Source organism: Algoriphagus persicinus (assembly GCF_035156415.1).
Taxonomy (GTDB): Bacteria; Bacteroidota; Bacteroidia; order Cytophagales; family Cyclobacteriaceae; genus Algoriphagus; species Algoriphagus persicinus.
In genome coordinates this window covers 1-19,370 of record NZ_JAYEEY010000046.1, presented here as the reverse complement: position 1 = coordinate 19,370, position 19,370 = coordinate 1, and the positions used below count along the sequence as shown (strand labels likewise).

Annotated in this window: 13 protein-coding genes; 2 read left to right on the top strand and 11 right to left on the bottom strand. The window is 41.0% G+C overall.

Going from position 1 to position 19,370, the window contains the following annotated elements; translation table 11 throughout:
* Positions 1–75 precede the first annotated feature (75 nt).
* On the bottom strand, positions 76–411 hold the full coding sequence (locus U3A58_RS20965; protein WP_323826352.1) for a hypothetical protein: 336 nt from the start codon (positions 409–411) through the stop codon (positions 76–78).
* A gap of 547 nt (positions 412–958) precedes the next feature.
* Between U3A58_RS20965 and U3A58_RS20960 the strand changes: the two genes are divergently transcribed.
* Positions 959–1,498: a GNAT family N-acetyltransferase gene (locus tag U3A58_RS20960; RefSeq protein ID WP_323826351.1), complete on the top strand. Its 540-nt coding sequence runs from the start codon at positions 959–961 to the stop codon at positions 1,496–1,498.
* A gap of 332 nt (positions 1,499–1,830) precedes the next feature.
* Here the strand turns inward: U3A58_RS20960 and U3A58_RS20955 are convergent, their stop codons facing one another.
* Together U3A58_RS20955 and U3A58_RS20950 are read right to left on the bottom strand one after the other, a co-directional pair.
* A complete protein-coding gene (locus tag U3A58_RS20955) occupies positions 1,831–7,170 on the bottom strand; it encodes a CHAT domain-containing protein (protein ID WP_323826350.1) in 5,340 nt (1,779 codons plus the stop codon).
* A gap of 337 nt (positions 7,171–7,507) precedes the next feature.
* Complete coding sequence (locus U3A58_RS20950; protein WP_465038367.1) at positions 7,508–10,777, bottom strand: S41 family peptidase; 3,270 nt, start codon at positions 10,775–10,777, stop codon at positions 7,508–7,510.
* 420 nt (positions 10,778–11,197) lie between these two features.
* Between U3A58_RS20950 and U3A58_RS20945 the strand changes: the two genes are divergently transcribed.
* Positions 11,198–11,869, top strand: a complete 672-nt coding sequence (locus U3A58_RS20945) for a CAP domain-containing protein (RefSeq protein ID WP_323826348.1) — start codon at positions 11,198–11,200, stop codon at positions 11,867–11,869.
* Positions 11,870–12,065: 196 nt separating this feature from the next.
* Here U3A58_RS20945 and U3A58_RS20940 read toward each other — a convergent pair whose 3' ends face one another.
* From U3A58_RS20940 to U3A58_RS20905, 8 genes are all read right to left on the bottom strand, one after another.
* Entirely contained in the window at positions 12,066–13,406 is a 1,341-nt protein-coding gene (locus tag U3A58_RS20940; RefSeq protein ID WP_323826347.1) for a Gfo/Idh/MocA family protein, read from the bottom strand.
* 71 nt (positions 13,407–13,477) lie between these two features.
* Positions 13,478–14,245 (bottom strand): 3-keto-disaccharide hydrolase, encoded by a 768-nt coding sequence (locus U3A58_RS20935; RefSeq protein WP_416377321.1) that lies wholly within the window; start codon positions 14,243–14,245, stop codon positions 13,478–13,480.
* Positions 14,246–14,388: 143 nt separating this feature from the next.
* Entirely contained in the window at positions 14,389–14,838 is a 450-nt protein-coding gene (locus U3A58_RS20930) for a lipocalin family protein (RefSeq protein ID WP_323826346.1), read from the bottom strand.
* A gap of 196 nt (positions 14,839–15,034) precedes the next feature.
* A complete protein-coding gene (locus U3A58_RS20925) occupies positions 15,035–16,258 on the bottom strand; it encodes a M56 family metallopeptidase (protein WP_323826345.1) in 1,224 nt (407 codons plus the stop codon).
* On the bottom strand, positions 16,255–16,629 hold the full coding sequence (locus U3A58_RS20920) for a BlaI/MecI/CopY family transcriptional regulator (protein WP_323826344.1): 375 nt from the start codon (positions 16,627–16,629) through the stop codon (positions 16,255–16,257). The genes U3A58_RS20925 and U3A58_RS20920 overlap by 4 nt, the downstream gene beginning before the upstream one ends.
* Positions 16,630–16,757: 128 nt before the next feature.
* Positions 16,758–17,183, bottom strand: a complete 426-nt coding sequence (locus U3A58_RS20915) for an energy transducer TonB (RefSeq protein WP_323826343.1) — start codon at positions 17,181–17,183, stop codon at positions 16,758–16,760.
* A 75-nt stretch (positions 17,184–17,258) separates the two neighbouring features.
* Complete coding sequence (locus U3A58_RS20910) at positions 17,259–18,608, bottom strand: M56 family metallopeptidase (protein ID WP_323826342.1); 1,350 nt, start codon at positions 18,606–18,608, stop codon at positions 17,259–17,261.
* Entirely contained in the window at positions 18,605–18,979 is a 375-nt protein-coding gene (locus U3A58_RS20905; RefSeq protein ID WP_323826341.1) for a BlaI/MecI/CopY family transcriptional regulator, read from the bottom strand. Before U3A58_RS20905 ends, U3A58_RS20910 begins: the two co-directional genes overlap by 4 nt.
* Between the last annotated feature and the right edge of the window lie 391 nt (positions 18,980–19,370).

Below are 19,370 nucleotides of genomic sequence, written 5' to 3'. Positions count from 1 at the left end.
AAACAGGTCTTGAAAATCTCTTTACCAGTCAAAAAAAGACCCTGGATGGATGGCATCTTCTCCCAAATTCAGAATCTAAGCCCCCCTTTTAATTATTCTAATGCATAATCCGGGTTTAATCAAAAACCCATCATATAAGATATCGCCATTAGCATCTGCTATGGCAAAATTATCGTGGGAGTTTACACAGGTTTCGGGTTTGGGAGTTTCTTCAAAGATGAAATCAACACGCTCACCAGGCTCCCAACCTGAGCCGGTAATGATCACGTACTCCCCAGGAGCATAGTCATCCTTATCTGTGGTAACTGTGGCTGTGCCACTTTGGGCATTTACAGTAAAAGTATTTCCTAAAAAAAGTAGGAATACCAAGCAGAATGCTGCAAAAACTGAGGGTTTGTACAAATTTTTCATAAGCTGTTTTTTTAAAAAATCCCAACCAAGCTGCTGACTACATTTACTTACTAAAAAACACTAGTCTTCAATGGCTTAACTAGAATCATAAATTGTATTTACTTACATAAGTAATAAATAATTTTATTTTTTAATAACACTTTTATGCAGTACGCATATTTTTTTTTGCTTTTTGTGATTTAATCCTATTTTTAAAGGATTTGGTAAATCGCAAAATTCCATCAATGGTGTCAACCAAATGATCCAATAATGCAAATCTGCCAGACTTTCAGCTTGTCAAAAGGGGGTTCGGAAAGAATTGCCGAGAATAATAGGACGATCCTAATATTTGCCTCCGAAGGAGCAGTACAGCGCACTTCATTCATAGTACAACCGCCCCAAATAATGCTATGGTTTTTACTTTTTAATTTGTTTCGCAATGAGCCCAAAATCTCTTAACATTTATTTTGGCAAGACAATTGAAATACATTTCTTTGGTCAAGAATTAACTGAGATTAAATCCACAAATTTGCTTCGTTCTCACTCACCCCTACCTTCGCCTATTACAATGATTAATCTCTCAAAAGATATCAGTATCCAAAAACTCAGCATCGCTGACCAGCCCGAACTTATTGATTTGATGCGGGAAATCTACATTCCTTCATACCAGCATATTTGGTCTGACTCAGGCGAATGGTATTTGCAGAAAATGTATAATCCAGAAGCCTTTCAAAAGGATCTGGACAACCCAAAAAGCCATTATTATTTTGTGCTTTTCGATGGGTGGAAAATTGGCATTTTGAAGTACACTTACCCTGAGTCTCCTGCTTTGATTGATTTTCCAAACTCTCTGCATCTGCACAGAATTTATATCAGTAAAGAATTTCAAGGCAAAGGAATTGCCGCCCAACTCATGCAAATGGTGGAGTCCACCGCTAGAGAGCGAGGTTTAAACTACATGTGGCTCGAAGTGATGGACACGCAGCTACAAGCACAGCGCTTCTACAGAAAAATGGGATTTGAATGGCTGTTTACTTACCATTTAGACTACCAAAAATTACTACCTAAGTATCGCGGCATTCAGATTCTGAGGAAAAGCCTGAGGTAATAAATAATAAGAGAAGACAGCTTACACCCAGCACGGCAGCTCGAAGGAAAAAAGCGCCCTAATCAACCCAGAGTTATGAATTAGAATTTCTATTTCAAACTTAGGCATACGCTGAGTTGAACGAAAAGATGAGAGCTAAGGGAGCCGTGCAGGGTGATAGAGTCATAAGGGTTGCTGCCTCAAAGATGTTGGTTTCCCTTTGTATTCTATGGTGGCCAGCGAATAGTAATCTGGGATTGGATAGCAGAAATGAATTGTACCCTCTCTGCTTACTATTAGGCAAATAGCAAGGCTGTTTTCCCTTCTTGCACTAGCAGAAGTGGCAGCATTTATTAAATTTTCTCCTTCAAAGTATTCATGAGTTTTGTGAGATCGGCATTAATTGTTTTGACCTTTTCCTTGTCTATTTTGGATAGTAGTGTACTGAGTATTTCCAAATGCTCTATTTCAGCTACTTTATTCGCTTTATTTCCCGCTTTTTTCCAAAGTTTCAAATAGGAATCCCCGACTTGCTTATACGTAATTTTAGTATTCCCAAGAAGAAATTGCGTCAAGCTAAGGCTGGCTACATGGGATAATCCCCAGAAATCATCAGCTGTATTCAGTCCCTTTTCCTGAGAGATAAAGAGTTTATCCAGCGCAGATCTTCCGTCCTTCTGGGCTTTATTTAAATAGGTCTTGCCATCTATCCATGATTGTATCTGAAGCAAACTCATCCAATTGGTCAATGGATAGGGATTAGTATTTGCGCATTTCTCTGAGGCAAGCTGATAAGCTTCCACTGCCTTAGCCAGCGTGTCCGTCATGTCATTTACCGGGCTGTCTGCTAACATTTGCAGCTTTCTCTTATACGTACTTCCCATTAAAGACAATCGCTCAAAACTCTGCCCAAATAAGTTATTGACACCTTTTAAATTTTCTAATACCTGATCTATTTTTTTTAGGGCTTCCTTTTTCTCGATTCGTCTTGCAAGGAATTCCTGCACATATAATTTGGCTTGGACATTGCCATATTGCTCAAAGGACTTCAAAGAATAGCTTGCTTTTTCGGAAGCGAACAATTGTTCGAAGCATTCGCAAGACTTGGCATAGTGCTGCAACCCACTGTAAGTGGTAGCGATCAATTCTATAATTTTATCATTGCTCCTACCTCTCTTTTCTGAAATGGAATGAATACGATCTATTTTCTTACATGCGTGTTCATAATTGTATTCATTGGCGGACATGGATTCCAAGAGGTTTTCAAGTTCAATTTGAATTTCCTCTAAACATAAGTCATCCTCATCGCTGGCATCTTTACCATATTCATTGAGCGTGTAAAACGGATCTCCATAGCATTGGAAGGCACCCCAAGTATTTGTCGTTTTGCCAAAAGCATCATAGATCTTTTTTCTTGCTCTTTTCACTGCTTCACCAAATCCCAAACCTCTGAACATATTAGTATAAAACTGTTTGGAAAACTCTAATGCAGCTGCATCATCTACAGCCCAGCCAGCTACTATCACAGCGCGTGCTCCATTATTAATTAATTGTGTACCAATATTTGCAGCGAATTTATTGCTCTGTTGGCTCATGAGTTCAGAGGCTTTATCCATTTGACCCAAGTAGCAGCAGTTTACAAATACCAGCTCGGCGGATGAACTCATGCCCGCTATTTGTCCAGGCGTTAAAAATGTATTTTTCCCAATGACCATACCGGTGGATTTCTTCACTCCGTAGTTGAATACCCCGTGTCCAGCCAGGTGGATAATCTTATGGTTTTTCGAAAATAAACTTAGAATAATGGTAGATGATGTGCTATTGATTAGACTTTGAGTCTGAAAATCATTGGCCCTGAGCAAATTTGCTACCAGCTCAGCTTCTTTCTTTGCTCCAGATAATTGTGGCATATAGTCACTCAGCATGGGGTCTCCTACTACAAGCGCCGTCTCTTCAGCCACCTTAGCTATCTTCTGCCTGGACTCACCCGTAGCCAACTGCCTTACCATTCCAATATTAATGCAAAGCGGTTCTGCATCTACGCTCTCCTGTACCATCTCCCACGGATAGGATGCGGATGAAATATCCAGGATCCACCAAATATTGTTCAACCTTTTGATCTCCTCTTTGAAGTTGTAAGGAACCAACAGTTCATACATGGCCGTAGCTATTTCCGGAGAATACTGATTTTGTACAGTCATCTCATTAAGTAGCACATCCAAGGTCTGATCACTGGAGGGTATAAACTCCACTTTTTCGCTGGCACCATTAGTGGCAATGGCCATGCGTATTACTTCGCTGAAGTCATTCTCTGAAGCAAATTTCATTTGGTGAGCCACATTGACTCTAGTCCACCAATCTGAAGAGTTATCATAAGGAATTCTCCAACGTCTTCCCAGGGTGTACATCAGCCCATTTTCCTTGAATAGGATATTAAACTCCTTATTATCATCTGAGCCTAATCTCTGAATTGTTTTGAGAATAGAAAGCGCCCGATCATTGTATAGCTCTATGATTTCTACTTCCTCTATCCCCCGGATTTCCCCTTTATAAATTTCCCTTACGTTCCTATTGGCGCGCTGTACTCCTGACATGATTGCCCGGACAGAACTTTCAGAGGACAGTCCTCCAAAAGTATTGGCTATGGCGATAACGGAGATTCCATTGAGATGAAAAGAATCACCAGAAGAGGAGGCTTGCTCATTGTCTCTTTTGATAGTCAGGTATCGCGCTACACCTTTTTCTACAGAATTGATCAACAAAAAGCTTGACAATTCTCCCTGTACTCCAAGCCCAACTATTATTCCGCCTGGAAATGAGGAGTTACGGAAGTCTTCATTCAAGACAATTTGGTTGGAACCGATTTTGCCTGGATATAGACCTAGGCGATACAGACGGCTTAGCTCCCAGCCCAACTGCTTATCTATCGCATACTCGGCATTGAGAATGGCATCATGCTCGAAATGCCCTGCCAATACTGGGTATTTAGCATATTTCAAATCCCCATGGCTCACATATACATTGATAGGCTTTTCATCTTGCCATACCTCTTCGCTTTCTTCTATTCCCAGGATTGTAGTAATGAGATTCTCTTCACTGATGTCAAATATTTCTGTTTCCGTAGGCTCAAAATACTGCTCCTCCCCGCGCGTTTTTGGCAAGCTGTTTTGTAACCTTTTCGTACTTCCAAAAATCAGTAATTCCTCTATTGCATTGAAAAGCTTTTTCTCCTTGGGTAAGCTGCCATGGGTGACATTTGCATAATACAGTTGATTTCTAACTATCATTGTGCTCGGGATTCCTGATGCCCAAGTCACACTCTCATCTCCGGCATTGGTGGCGTAAAAGACCAACTCCCCGTCCACAACTTCTAGGTTGGAAATCGTAAAGCTTTTCTTGCCGCTTTGTCCAGCTATATAGGTGAAATTAGAAAAATCAATGGTGTTTGACTTTTCGAGCAATACACTCTGATACTCTCCAAATTCATCCAATACCTCCTGAGAAGGGATTGGCCAGGATTCATCCCCGGAGGCAGTCCGCATTTTCTCCCATAATTGCCTGTCTGAGAAATCATGCTTGCCTTCATGATCGATGGGAAGCAGATTTAAGATTCCAGGGAAATTGCAGAAAACCTTCAGAAGGTCCTTGGTCGAATGCTTGATATCAATTTTTCCGAGCAAATTGATCAAACTATCCTTGCCAAAAAGCACATAAGGAATCCGGTATGATCCTCCCAAAGGAGATCCTAAAAATAGGCCGCGAAATCCAGCTGAATTATTCAGCTGCTGCCAGGTAGATTCATGAAAAACCATAAAATCACGGACTAACACTCCTCCCATGCTATGCGCCACTATTTTAATCGGCTGGTTTTTGCGGAGCAATTTCTGGATAGTTGTTTCAAAAAGGGCTGCACTATCTTTAAGTGGAAGTCTCCAGTCAAATGGAAAGGTGACAATGTCATAGGTGCTGGATAGCCTTTTGCCCAAGGCACCATAGGAAGTCTTAATCAAAGAAGGAGCCGAAAGTTGGCTCTCTTTTCCTGATTCCAGTGCCAATTCAGTCAGTTCACCTTTCAGAAAACGTAAATAATTTATCCACAGCAAATCATCTTTTTTCCCAATGTTTGAACCCATAATCCCCGGTATGAGGATAGCTATCGGACGATTTCCAGAAACTTCATCGCTGGCATATTCACCATGCTCTATCCCTAAAACTCCTCTTCCTTCGGAGGTGATTCTCAAATCAAACAAGTCTGGAATCACTCCCACCTCTGCAGAAAGTCCCTGAATAATAGCCTCCAACGTGGGCCGTGTTGAAAAATATTTGAAGTGGTTTATTTTCCCACTTTTCTCAATGAAAATTGCCACTTTTCCCGAATCCCGAAGCGAGCCCCATTTCATACTTTCGGTATCGACCACCAGGTCATTTTTGCCTCTAAAGAAAAACTTACCCAAAAGCACGACCAAGGACTTAAAACTCACACTTAACTCGCTGCTTCCACCTACGACAAATAAAGGAATTTCTATTTTGACTTCAGAAGCTTGATGGTTCAGAGCCTTGATAAACGTAGATTTTGGATTCATCGCCTCCAGCCCCGGAAGCACATCCACGTCATCTTTGCAGGCCACAGCTTCCATGATAAACTCCTTGAAAGCCACAAAAATGGGATTGCCTACATGACCCACGGCCAGACCAATCAGGTTGAATGTGACATTCAAGAAAATATTAAGCCGGTTGGAAGCGAGTGTAGTGCCATTAGCAGGTCCAGCCACACGAACCATCGACCGTACTTTAAGTTTCTTCTCTTCGACAATGGTCTCTATTTTCTTGATTACTTCTATATCCCGAGTCCGGTCATTAGTTGACAGTAAGGCCCTCTCAGTGGCGTCAAACCCCATAGAATTGGTACAGAATCTAGCCAGCAATTCTGCCAATAGACCTCCACGTGATTGGCTTAAAAGATCCAATACTATTCCCGCAGGTAGGTTTTGCACCAGTTCAAGTATATTTTCCAACGGACTTGCAGTGAGAGATCTATGCTGAAAAGCAAGCAAATGACGCTCACCGTATTTGTCAACCAAATCCAACCACTTCTTGGAATCCTTCAGATCACCGAAGGAACTCTCCGTAGAGGAGGCTGTCCCATGAAGGAGCAGCAAATACGGAGAATCGGTCTTAAAATCAGTATCAATCACCAATGGGCTCAATTCAATATTCGGAGAGCAAAGTGCGAGTACGCCATATTTAACTCCAGTATAAGCCACCCCCTGAAAAGCAAGCTGCTTATTTTCAAGATTGGTAGCCATGTCACGCATTTTAGGCTGTATGATCTTCTTCTTGACAAAAAATTTGACCAGCTTGATACCAACCTTTTTAAAAATCCCCCGATCCTGTTCATCAGAATCCAGCTCATCTGGAAGGTAAAATTCATCTCCATCTGCCGATCGCTTTACCTTTTTCGGAAAAAGAATATGTAGCGTCTCTTTATCTCCCAGCCACACGGTCTGATCTTCAAACTCAAATTCGATGATGGTCTGCTCATCAATTTCAATGTTTTGCTCAGGCACATCTCCCCTAGTCGGGCTCATAACAGTGTACGCCTTGTCCAGCTGATACATATCAAAACCCTGATCTTCACCCGACACAAATGGTAAATGATCCTGTCCTTTAAGCTTGATTTTCAAAGTAGCCATAAGTAAAAATTATTAGATTAATGGTAAAATATCCTTTCAACAATGGAAGGCAATACGTGCTATACTTCTAGCAGTTTGCCCGATAAGTATGCTAGAGATGAAAAAAAATCATCTCGGAGTATTCAAAAACCGATTAAAAGTTGGCTTAAATTCACCTCACAACTTAATCTGAAAACTTCCCACAAATTAAAATTTATTGCTTAAAATAAATCATTAACACCAAATAATCTGGCACTTAAAGAAAATTACCTGGGAGAATCTAGGGTTTGGCAGAAACTAAAAATCTCCCCACAGAACTGATCTTAGGGGAGATTTTAGTGCCACTTAACCAGAAGACTTAGCGTTGCTCATACGCCGGTCTTGCCGGTACTTTGAAGCGCTCACTGTTGTTCAGCATACGCATCACTTCTTTGATAGCTGCTTCCAACTGTGCGTCCGTTCCCTTTGCAAGAGCTTGGAAGTCTTCCACCACTTCTATGTCTGGATCCACCCCATGCCCTTCTTTGAACCAAGTACCGTCAGGATCATACATTCTGAAGGTCGGTACAGTCACAGAGCCTCCGTCGATCAAAGAAGGTGCACCGGAAATCCCAATCAACCCTCCCCAAGTACGTGTACCGATCAAAGGACCGATTTCTCTCTTTCGGAAATAATCAGGAAAGGCATCACCCCCAGAACCGGAAAAGCCATTGATCAACATCACTTTTGGACCAAAGTTGCCAGATGGAGGCCAAGCCCAATCCTTTCCGTCCCTTACTGCCCAGAATGCCAGTGGCTTACGATCTAATAGCTCTACGAATCGATCCGGAATCTGCCCCCCATTATTAAAGCGCTCATCGATGATCATCCCTTCCTTCTGCATCTGTCCATAGAATTGGCGGAAAAGCTCATTCTGTCCATCTACTCCTGTGCTTGGCACAAATATGTATCCAATTCTTCCGTCTGTTGCTTCCTCCACTCTCTTTCGGAAATCATTGATCCAAGCTAAATTTCGCAGCCTGGCTTCAGAACTCAAAGGCTCAACCAAAACCTGCTTTGCTCCTGAAGCAGAAGCTGAANTCTTTCGGAAATCATTGATCCAAGCTAAATTTCGCAGCCTGGCTTCAGAACTCAAAGGCTCAACCAAAACCTGCTTTGCTCCTGAAGCAGAAGCTGAAGAGTTCACTGTTAGCTGAACTGTTTTTCCTGCAAGGCCTTGCAGCGCAGCATAGATAGATTTGCTTGTATCTATTGCTTGTCCATTGATTGCCAGGATAAAATCCCCTTCTTTGATATCCACTCCAGACTTAAGTAGTGGGGAACGAACTTCCACGTCCCAAGGTGCTCCTCGGATTATTTTTTCAACTTTATAGGCTCCATTTTCCAATTTGAAATTGGCACCTAAATAGCCTACTGACATGCTAGGTCCAGAGTCTAAATCTCCCCCATTATTATAGGTGTGAGAAGCATTGAGCTCTGCAATCAGATCTCCGATTATCAAGTTGACATCACGTCTGGAATTGGCCTGATCTATTAAGCTGCCATATCGGGTACGCATCTGATTCCAATCTACCCCATGCATGTTTGGATCATAGAAATAGTCTCTTTCAAACCTCCATACATCATTGAAAATCTGCTTCCATTCCTCTGCTGGCACCACTGTCATCTGCATGTCACTTGTTGGTACTGCTTCTTCGATTTTCTGATCAGGTGAAGGATCGATAACTGCAAGCTTACCCATCGAATAGACCATCACCTTCTTACGATCTGCAGAAAGTGAAAAGCCCTGCACTCCATCAATTACCGATTTTGATTCTTTTTCTTCAAAATCATACAATTGCAAACTGCTTTTGGAATCCCCACCTGCCCCTGTATTCGGAACACGAACGTATAGTAATTTCCCTTTCAAAGCTGCTATTCCGCCAATATTACCTGATTCTATTTCGAGCATTTCGATTCTGCTTTCAAAGTTGATAGTCTCAAAATCAACTCCCTTTGGCTCTTCCTCTTCCTCTTTCTCCTTCTTTTTCTCCTCATCCTTGTCAGACTTTTTCTCTTCGACTTTGATTTCATCATTTTTGAGAGGAATAAGTGAAGGAATCGATGGATTCAAGGAGCCAACAGCAACTCCTGTGGTGTTGGAGTAAATGAAGGTATTATCCAAATCTGAGTAAGAAGGACTGAATGACCTATTGGTAGTAAAAAACAAATACTTGCCATCTTCACTAAAAGCCGGCTGCTGATCAGAATAGAAGCCTGAAGTAGCCTGTGAAAGCTTAGAATCCTGCATATCATATACATAAATCGCTGATGTTGCCCGATTGATCTTGGACAAGCTATAGGCAATATACCGGCTATCCGGCGACCAACTAACCTCAAAGGATTGAAGATTGCCCTCAAACATATATTTGCCCTGATCGATAATAGTAACTGAGCCGGAAGCCACGTCAATAAGCATCACATCCATTGCCTGATTGACACTCACTATTTTTTTGCTGTCCGGTGACCAGTAGATGTTATATCCAAACCCATTTTTAAACTTGGTCAATGTTCTACTCTGGGGATCATCTCCCAGTGTCTGGATTGTCAATTGATATTCTCCAGTTTCATCAGACCAGAAAGCGATCTTTTTTCCGTCAGGAGCTATCTCCGGATAGCGTTCCGCCACACCGGAGGTATTGGTGAGGTTAGTAACAAAGCCTTTTTTGGCTGGTAAATTGAAAATCTCACCTCTCGCATTAGCTATCACACGATTCCCATCTGGAGAAATACTAGCTGATTGAAGACCAGCTCCTACGTTGACTATCGCTGGAATCATTGCTTTTTGATCAGAAATAATTGTGATCTCAACCCGCTTAGCTGCTTGCGTAGCTACATCAAAAAGATACAAACTTCCCCCAGCTTCGAATACAATTTCCTTGTCGCTATTAGCAGGGAAAGTAATGTCAAAATCGGTGAAATCAGTTAGTTGAGTATGCTGTTTGCTGACCAAATCATATTTCCAGAGGTTATTTCTTTTCTCCGGTCCATTGTCAGACATGTAATAGACTGCATCTCCTATCCACATTGGAAGTTCGTCATTTGCAGGATTGCTGGTGATATTTTCAGTTGCATAACTTGCCAGATCAAAAAGCAGAATTTCTGGAGCTGTACCCCCACGATATCTTTTCCAATTTCTGTTTACTCTACTCCGGTCGGTGTAGGCAAATCTTTTTCCGTCTGGAGAATAGGAGGCGAATTCACCATAAGGCACTGGCAATTTACTCGGTAGTCCACCGGTACTCGGCACCGTATAGAACTGGGAAAAACGCTCCTTCCCACTTTCTCTGCCTGAGGTAAACAGAATGGATTTGCCATCCGGAGTCCAACCCTGCACTACATCGGGCATGCCATGGTAGGTAAGCCGCGTAGGAATCCCACCAGATACCGGTATCACATACACATCATAGTTTCCGTTGTAATTGGCAGAAAATGCGATTTGCTGTCCATCAGGGGAAAACCTAGGATACATCTCCGGGCCCGCCGGCGAAGTAAGTCGATGCGCAACTCCACCAACCTTTGGCACCACCCATATATCATCTCCAAAAGTGAAGGTGATTTGAGTTTCCGAGACATCAGGTAATTGCATCAGCCGAGCATCAGTTTGTGCCTGACTCAAAAAAGGAGCTATCAGAATCGACAAGCTTAGAATGAATTCTCTCATAATTCGTAACTGGTTGGATTTAATATTCTTGTATAAGCGGCTATAAAACGAATAAGATCCCTCACTAAATTCCCAAAAGCACATGGAACTTACTTGATAAAAGTAGGTACTAGGCATGCATAAGAATTTATTACATAGAAAAAACAGTACCATCACAGGCATAGTCAATTTAAGTGATTGATTCTAAGTATTATAAAAAATTGCAATCAAATCTGACTGTCCCAAAATCGTACAGTGTTTTTGTTCGTTTTCAAACAAATCAATTTCAGCCAAGTAAAATATTTTAGCCAATTTTTCGTCTAGTGTACAGATTAATTCCCAGAATATATTTAAGATTTCAGCCAATTGATTTTACGAATCCTGCTCATTATCCTGCTTCTATTTTCCCATACTTTGCTTGCGCAAACCTGGATTCCCTCTGATTATAATCGCTTTACGCCTGAGCAATTTTTCCAACTAGCTGCTGTAAACCAAACTATCAATTACAAAAAACTGGATCGGGGGCTGATGCAGGCGGCCATGTTCTATGCCACCAACGAAGAGCGCATGAAGTATGGGCTACCACCATTTGAACACTTCGATTTGATCGAAAAAGTAGCTTCCGATCATGCCGATGATATGGTCAGTTACAGCTTTTATTCCCATGTGAGTAGAGTAAAAGGCAAAAAAACTATTGGTGAACGATTTGCACTAGAGGGTCTTAAGCGGATGCTTATAGGTGAAAATATCAGCTCAAGCATAGCCTTGCAATACCAAGCGGGCAGGCAGATCAATATCCCACGCAGTGGAGGGATGTACACCTATGCAAATGCCCGTCGGGAAGCCATTCTCCCTCACACCTATTTAAGCTATGCGAGAGAAGCTATACAGCTCTGGATGAATTCCCCTTCTCATCGGAAAAGCATTCTCAACCCAAATTTCGAGCAATTGGGATGTGGAGCTCAGGTATTCCACAACCGAGAGTTTTTTAACGTCCCATACCTAATGGGCGTGCAGTGCTTTGGAAGTAAAAACTAACCTGAATTTCACGAGTGAAGTGTACCTTTCTTATACAGAAAGCTCAATCTGAATCGGTGATAAACTGTAAAATTTTATACAGGTTGTTGGCTTTCATTTTAAGTTTCAACGTGTTTTTTGTAAAAAAAAAGTCCATCGAATCTTTTCGATGAGCTAATAATTCATAAATCTAATGAGATTACATCATGCTGTGACGTTAGATTTTAGGCAGCTCCCATCCATTATGATAATGGGCTTTCATTAAATCATTGGCATCCGAAGAGGTAAATTGGTTTTTGTCTGCATTCCAATATACCTTCTCTCCTGTCTTGTATGCAATATTTCCCATCTGGGCGTTGATCGCTGCGATGCTTCCTGTTTGGATAGCACAATTTAGAAGTTTGGGATCATTGGCCGTAACTGCCTCTACAAAATTAACTGCATGAAGATCCAAGGCACTTCCTATTCCTGGCTTATGGGCGACTTCTGCTACCTTATTCACACGTTCGCCATCTTTGGTTTCAGTTTCTGGAATCACCTTCCATCCGCCTCTATTCACTACTAGTGTAGCATTGTTGCCAATGAAAGCTATCCCTTCAGTAGTGCCATAATTTCCACCATCAATACCAGTGGCATGTTCCCAAAGCATATTGAAGCCTTCGTATTCATATACCGTCTGTAGCGTATCAGGCGTCTCCGAAGCATCATTTGGATAGGCAAATTTTCCTCCTGATGCCATCACAGATTTCGGAGCGCTTACCCCCATTGCAAATAGTGCAATATCAATCTCATGCACTCCCCAATCCGTCATCAGACCACCTGCATAATCCCAAAACCAACGGAAGTTGAAATGAAAACGATTAGGATTAAATGGTCTTTCGGGAGCTGGCCCCAGCCACATTTTGTAATCTACTCCGGCAGGAGGCTGTCCATTAGGGAGTACTGGCACAGGTTTCATCCAACCTTGATATGCCCAGCATTTCACCAGACGAATCTGACCTAATTTCCCTGATTTCACATAGTCGATTGCTTCCGCGTATTGTGAACCAGAACGTTGCCACTGCCCTACTTGAACAATTTTACCATAACGTTCCTGAGCTTTCACCATGAGCTGGCACTCCTCAATCGTGTTGGCAATTGGTTTCTCTACATAGACATTTTTGCCTGCCGACACGGCATCGCACATAATCAGACAATGCCAATGATCCGGAGTTCCAACAATTACAATGTCTATATCCGGATCTTCCAAAAGTTTTCTGTAATCCTTGTATTGCTTTGGGCGAGTGCCGCGAAGTTTAAATACATCTTCTGTTCTCTGGTCTAGCACACTTTGATCTATATCTGCCAAAGCTACACAGTTCACCTGCGGCATTTTGAGATGCGCATTCATATTGGACCACCCCATTCCTTTACAGCCAATCAAGCCGTAATTCAATTGATCTGAAGGTTTGATTTTTCGGGTAAACCTACCGAAATCCGCCGCTGTGAGAATATTAGGCATACCTAACCCCGCTCCTAGCAACATGGTGTTTTGAATAAATTTTCTTCTTGAGGACATGGTATTTTGGGTTATTGAGAAAATAAAAAAAGGAGCAGAATTAATAAATCCTACTCCTTCTAATTAACTGATTATAGCTCCCTCACCCAGATATTTCTAAATCTTACTGGGTTGCCGTGATCTTGTAGTTTGATCGGTAACTTCTCAGGATGTGCCTTGTAGTTTGGGATACCAATATATTCGGTTGGCCCTTTTAGAATTACATTGTTTTGAACCAATACCCCATTCATCAATAGGGTCACAGTAGCTGGAGATGTTACTATCCCATCCTTGTTGAAACGCGGCGCTTTGAAGATGATATCGTAATAATTCCACTCTCCAGCTGGTCTCAAGGCCATGGCCAAAGGTGGATGCTGTTTATAAATACTTCCTGCCTGTCCATTTGTGTAGGTTTTGCTTTCGTAGCTATCCAATACCTGCACCTCATAGATCCCCATCAAGAAAAAACCTGAGTTTCCTCTACCTTGACCTTCGCCTACAATTTCAGTGGGTGCTGACCATTCTACGTGGTATTGCGCATCGCCAAAAGGTAACTTGGATTGGATATCACCTTTTCCTTTGGTCACCACCAATTCACCATTTTCGATAGTCCATTCTGCTGGACTGGAGCCATCTCGTGCACTTACAAATCCATTCAGGCTAGTCCCATCAAAAAGCACAATCGCATCAGAAGGTGGCGCAGTATTATGTGTTCCAGGAGTTACTTTAGGTGGAACAGGCGTATAAAATTCGGTCGCTTCCGGCTTCATCGGTGGCGGAGTTTTTTCTTGAGCAATAGCTAAAGAACTCAAAGTCAATGCACTCGCTGTTACAGCTAGCACGAATATTCTCATTTTCATGGGTTAGATTATTTAGGGGTAAGAACTTAGGGGGATAAATTACTCCAATTTACCTTCAATCAAAAAACCGTTGATGGATTTTATAGCACTGAGGCCAGATATTTCGCATAATATCCAACCATAAAAACTTCTCAAACAAAATTTTAACGGGAGTAAGATAAAGTGATTTTACCTACTAATTCACCCATTGGCGTATCGAGAGTTACTTCATGTCTTATTATCAACTCATTGTCAGTGACTTTAAATAGCTGGTAAACTAATTCATTTCCACTTTCACCTGTCGTGATCAAGCGATCATCTTCCAGCACCCAGGTTCCTTTTCCATTGTCATATTCCCTCACCAGCATCTCATAAGTTCCATCTTTGTTTAAGATCAATTTACTATCCAGATGTTGATCTAATCCTCCATTAATTGTAGCAACCAAGTCTGGCCCTTCCGTCTTTTGAAAAAGAAAATCGCTTCCCCTCCAAGTTCCGACTAGTTTACCTTCAAGTCCACCGGTGCAGGAAAAAAGGCCAAGAAGAAGAATCAGGAAAAGAATACATCCTGAAAAATTGATTCTAAATTGACTACTTGGGATGGTTTTGGTCATTGATTGAATAGCTTATTTGATTTGAAATTCTCCAAAATTACCAGTATTCCCTTTAATCTTCAACAGGCTGAAATTATTGATACGCAAACAAAGCGTCATCTCCCTCTGATCAAACTAAAACAAAAGCGACTAAGAAAATCTCAGTCGCTTTAATTTATTAAAATCTACGAAGTGATCGTAGATTTTAATAAATTTTTTAACGAGAATAAGTCAGCGTAATTTTCCCAGCAACAGTACCCATTGGAGTATCCATTGTTACTTCATGCACTGTTTGTAACTGATCAGAGCCTAATTCTGTAATCTCATAAACTGTTACATTATCTCCTGAATCAGTAGTTATAAAGTTACCCCCTTCCATTTTCCATACACCACTCCCATTCACATCATTTTGTCCTACAACTATTTCGTAAGTCCCGTCTTCTCTGATGATTAACTTACCATCCTTATGGAGTTGTTTGCCGCCTTCTATCACCGCAGTCATATCTGGTCCTGTGGATTGCTCAAAAGAGAAATCGCTGCCTATCCATGTACCGACAATCTTTCTGTCATTCCCAGCCATATCGCAGGAGAAAAGCCCAATCATAAGTACCAGAAGAGGTACTGTCAGCAGAAATCTGCTTTTGAGCATACTGTTTGATTTTGTTTTGTTCATCATAACTATTCTTTTTTTTGTTTGAAATTGATTGAAATTATTCATGAATTGAAGCCCACAGTCAGCACTGAGTTGCTTCAATAAAAGCCTTGAATATGAAATGGGGGAATAAGATTGAGTTACAAGTTGGTCGGCCTGAAATTCATGAATTTCACGCAAATAATTCTCCAATCGATATATCAATGGATTAAACCAAAAAACCACTTTGGTTAGCTGAATCAGCATAACATCTATAGAATGCCGTTGATCAACATGCACTGATTCATGCAAAATAATTTGTTGGTGCTCCTCATTTTCCGGATCAAAAGATGGAAGTAATATGCGCTTAAAAAAGGAAGAGGGGACAAATTTCGGATTCACCAAAATGGTCATTCCGGCATATTGAGCTATGAAAGAATAACGGATCATCAGCATCATCTTGGCTACTCCCAATATAAGTCTGGTGAAAGTAAATAACACTCCAACAAAATATCCCAACATCAGGACAGACTGCCCAGAGAATGTAAATTCTTCAGAATCCAAATTATTTGTAATGACCTTAGTTTCTACCCATTGCATTGAACTACTCAATGTTTCTACTGAAGTGGTGTCTAAAAAAGTAAAATCCAATGTGATCAAAGGCAAAAACAATGAAACAAACACTATCCCAAGGAGTACAGTCCGATTGCCCTGAAAGAAAGTCAACCTTTCAAAAAACAGCTTATAACTGATAAGTCCAATCCCTATCATCAAACTCCCTTCAATCAAATAATTCAGTAATCCATTCATGATTTATTGTTTTTCTCATAACTGTTTATCAGGTTGTGCATCTCCTGAATATCCTTTTCAGACACCTTTTTTTCTTTAACCAAATACGAAAGCACATTCTCCACAGATCCCCCAAAGAAGTTCTTTACCAAGTGATTAAAGCTCTTCTTTCGATAATCATTTTCAGCAATTAACGTGTAATACTCATTGGTTTTCCCGTAAGACTTATGTCCGAGATAACCTTTTTTCTCTAAGACCTTGACAGTGGAAGCCAGTGTGGTATAAGGAGGTTTGGGATCTGGAATCTCATGCAATACATCCCGAACAATAGCCCGATTAAGTTTCCAAAATATCTTCATGATTTGTTCTTCGTATGCTGTTAGTTCTTCCATGATCTTAATGTAGAAAATGAAGAATAAAAAACCTACGATTATCTCGTAATATTACGTAGTTATCGTAAATTTTAACATAAAAAACACCCGAAGAAGCTCCGGGTGTTTTCCAACTAATTAAAACTTAATTACAATTTAAAATTCACAGGTAGCATCATCTGTGTTTTCACAATATTCCCGTCCTTTTTCCCCGGTTTCCATTTAGGCGATTCCTTCACCAAGCGCATGACCTCCTCATCACAGCCTTTTCCTATTCCCCTGATTATTTCCACATTGGAAATCTCTCCCGTTTCCTGCACCACAAATGCTACTACTACTTTACCCTCTACGTTCGCTTCTCTTGCGGCCTTTGGGTACTTCATGTTTTTAGCCAAGTAGCTATTCCATCCATCAATTCCATCAGGCGGCATTGGCATTTCATCTACTTCTTTATGGACTTTCTCAGATTCTGTTTGGCCAAAAGCCGCCTGATTAGGGAGAGCTGCAAAGAAAAGCAGCGCTATCAAAAGCAACGGAGCTGCTTTTAGTGAGAAATTATGGGCTGATAGTTTCATAATATGTGGTTTAGATATTTTTATGGTCTCTTGAATTCTAGTTTGTTAGGAACATGAATTGCTCCTTAACTTGACTTAATCGTAACCTACAACAACAGCGGATACAGGAACTTCTTCTACTTTAAAATCAAGCTTTATATCTTTCTCCGCTTCATCCCCACCAAGCTTAAACCGTATTGGTAATCTCATTCTGGTATTAAGGCTCTCACCACTTTTGCGTTTGCCAGGTATCCAATTTGGTGCATTTTCAACAACTTGAATCGCCGCTTCATCAACGCCTCCCCCGATACCTCTGATAACTTCGAAATCTGAAAGACTGCCGTCAGTATTGACTACAAAGGCTACGATCACCGTTCCTTCGATCCCCATTCTCCTCGCTTGAGCGGGGTATGTCAAATTTTTGCTTAAGTAGTTATTCCATCCATCCATTCCACCCTTAGGTTCTGGCTGATGTTCTACTACGTCATAAATAGGCTCTCCATCCTTAGCTAGTTTTCTTGCGGTCAAGTCAGTAGGTACTATTGATACTTCTTTTATTTCACCTTCCATCATAGGCCCTTCTATATCTTCTTCTGGTGTTATTTCACAGGAAAATACGAAAAACAAAGCTGCCAGTACGGGAATCGCAAGCAAGAACCTACGCATTTCCTTTTTCTGGGATTGTGGTTTACTCATCATAATAATTCGTTTTTTGGTTTGAAATTGATTGAAGTTATTCATGAAGTGCCAGCCCTGTCCCCCAGTGATCATCTGAAGCAAAAGTCCTGAATACTCTTTCCTAGAGTAAGTAGAGGTCACTCCCTGATCAGCCTGATATTCATGCACTTCTCTGAGTGATTTTTCAAATTGATAGATCAATGGATTAAACCAAAAGATGATTTTGGCAAACTGAACCAGAAGCAAATCCCAGCTATGTCTCAAGCGTACGTGCACTGACTCATGTAGGACGATCTGTTTCTGTTCGGATCTATTCGGGTCGAAATCAGGAAGCAAAATGTAGCTGAAAAAGGAGGCAGGAATAAACTTAGGATGTACAGCAATCCAATAATCCTGGTACTGCATCAATCTGGATTTACCAAGCAAGCGTTGTGAGGTAAAAAACCCCAAAACCAAATGTACAGTCATCACAATCACTCCTGCTAGGTAGGTATAAAAGACGATTTCCTGCCATGAAAAACGTACTGATTCCTGCGCTACTTCTTTACCTACCAGAAACTCAGGAAGTGTAATTTCTCCTGTTCCGATAGATGTCATACCTAGGTTGAAAGAAAGCATAGGAATGATAAAGGATAGCATCAGCATAGCAATCAAAATCACTCGATTCAGTGTAAAAAAAGTCAATTCACTCAGTACAATTCTGTAAAAGAGCACTGTAATAGCAACGCAGATACTTGCTTCGGCTAAATAAATTAGGATTGAATTCATGACTCTGGGGGCTTGTCCATATCATCTATCATCTTCTGTAAATCTTCAATTTCCTTGTCAGAAATCTTGTTTTCCTTCACCATGAAAGAGAGGAAATTCCCCACCGAACCTTCGAAATAATGCTTCACCAATTGATTCACACTTTTTTTGCTGTAGTCAGCCTGTGAAACCAATGGAAAATACTGGTGTGTGGTGCCGTATGCCTTGTGATCCAAATAACCTTTCTTCTCTAATAGTTTAATAGAAGAAGCCAACGTGGTGTATGGCGGCTTTGGATCTGGCAACTCTTCAAGTACATCTCGGACTAGCGCTTTTTCAAGTTTCCAAAAAATCCGCATGATCCTTTCTTCGTTGCTATTTAATTCATTCATATCCCTAAGGTAAAAACGAATTTTTAATAATCCTACGAATTTTTCGTATAACTACGGTAAAAACACAAGAATAGAGAAAAACCTAAGCCCGGATTATGTATTAGGTTTCGTAATGAGGTATGTAATTGCAAGATAATCAGGCTGTTTGGAGACTGAGTCCCCCGCGGCGGATATGGTAGAGTCGAAAACAGTAACCTAATGGCTAATTTTGAAGAAATTAAAGACCGCAATAACTTATGTGCCGTGGTGCAGAATTGCTAATGCATAATGCGGGTACAATTAAATCCAGACTTTATACTGCTCAAATATTTATTTATCAGCTATTTGAATTGTAATTCAAAATTCAAAAATAGTTTAGCCTCGGAAGATGCATTGAGATCCGTGGCTGATC

Bases quoted from the DNA above. Each gene is read 5' to 3' on its own strand.
- U3A58_RS20925 (WP_323826345.1), bottom strand. From the start codon at position 16,258: ATGAATGGATTACTGAATTATTTGATTGAAGGGAGTTTGATGATAGGG.
- U3A58_RS20940 (WP_323826347.1), bottom strand. From the start codon at position 13,406: ATGTCCTCAAGAAGAAAATTTATTCAAAACACCATGTTGCTAGGAGCG.
- U3A58_RS20960 (WP_323826351.1), top strand. From the start codon at position 959: ATGATTAATCTCTCAAAAGATATCAGTATCCAAAAACTCAGCATCGCT.
- U3A58_RS20920 (WP_323826344.1), bottom strand. From the start codon at position 16,629: ATGGAAGAACTAACAGCATACGAAGAACAAATCATGAAGATATTTTGG.
- U3A58_RS20930 (WP_323826346.1), bottom strand. From the start codon at position 14,838: ATGACCAAAACCATCCCAAGTAGTCAATTTAGAATCAATTTTTCAGGA.
- U3A58_RS20915 (WP_323826343.1), bottom strand. From the start codon at position 17,183: ATGAAACTATCAGCCCATAATTTCTCACTAAAAGCAGCTCCGTTGCTT.
- U3A58_RS20910 (WP_323826342.1), bottom strand. From the start codon at position 18,608: ATGAATTCAATCCTAATTTATTTAGCCGAAGCAAGTATCTGCGTTGCT.
- U3A58_RS20965 (WP_323826352.1), bottom strand. From the start codon at position 411: ATGAAAAATTTGTACAAACCCTCAGTTTTTGCAGCATTCTGCTTGGTA.
- U3A58_RS20955 (WP_323826350.1), bottom strand. From the start codon at position 7,170: ATGGCTACTTTGAAAATCAAGCTTAAAGGACAGGATCATTTACCATTT.
- U3A58_RS20905 (WP_323826341.1), bottom strand. From the start codon at position 18,979: ATGAATGAATTAAATAGCAACGAAGAAAGGATCATGCGGATTTTTTGG.
- U3A58_RS20935 (WP_416377321.1), bottom strand. From the start codon at position 14,245: ATGAAAATGAGAATATTCGTGCTAGCTGTAACAGCGAGTGCATTGACT.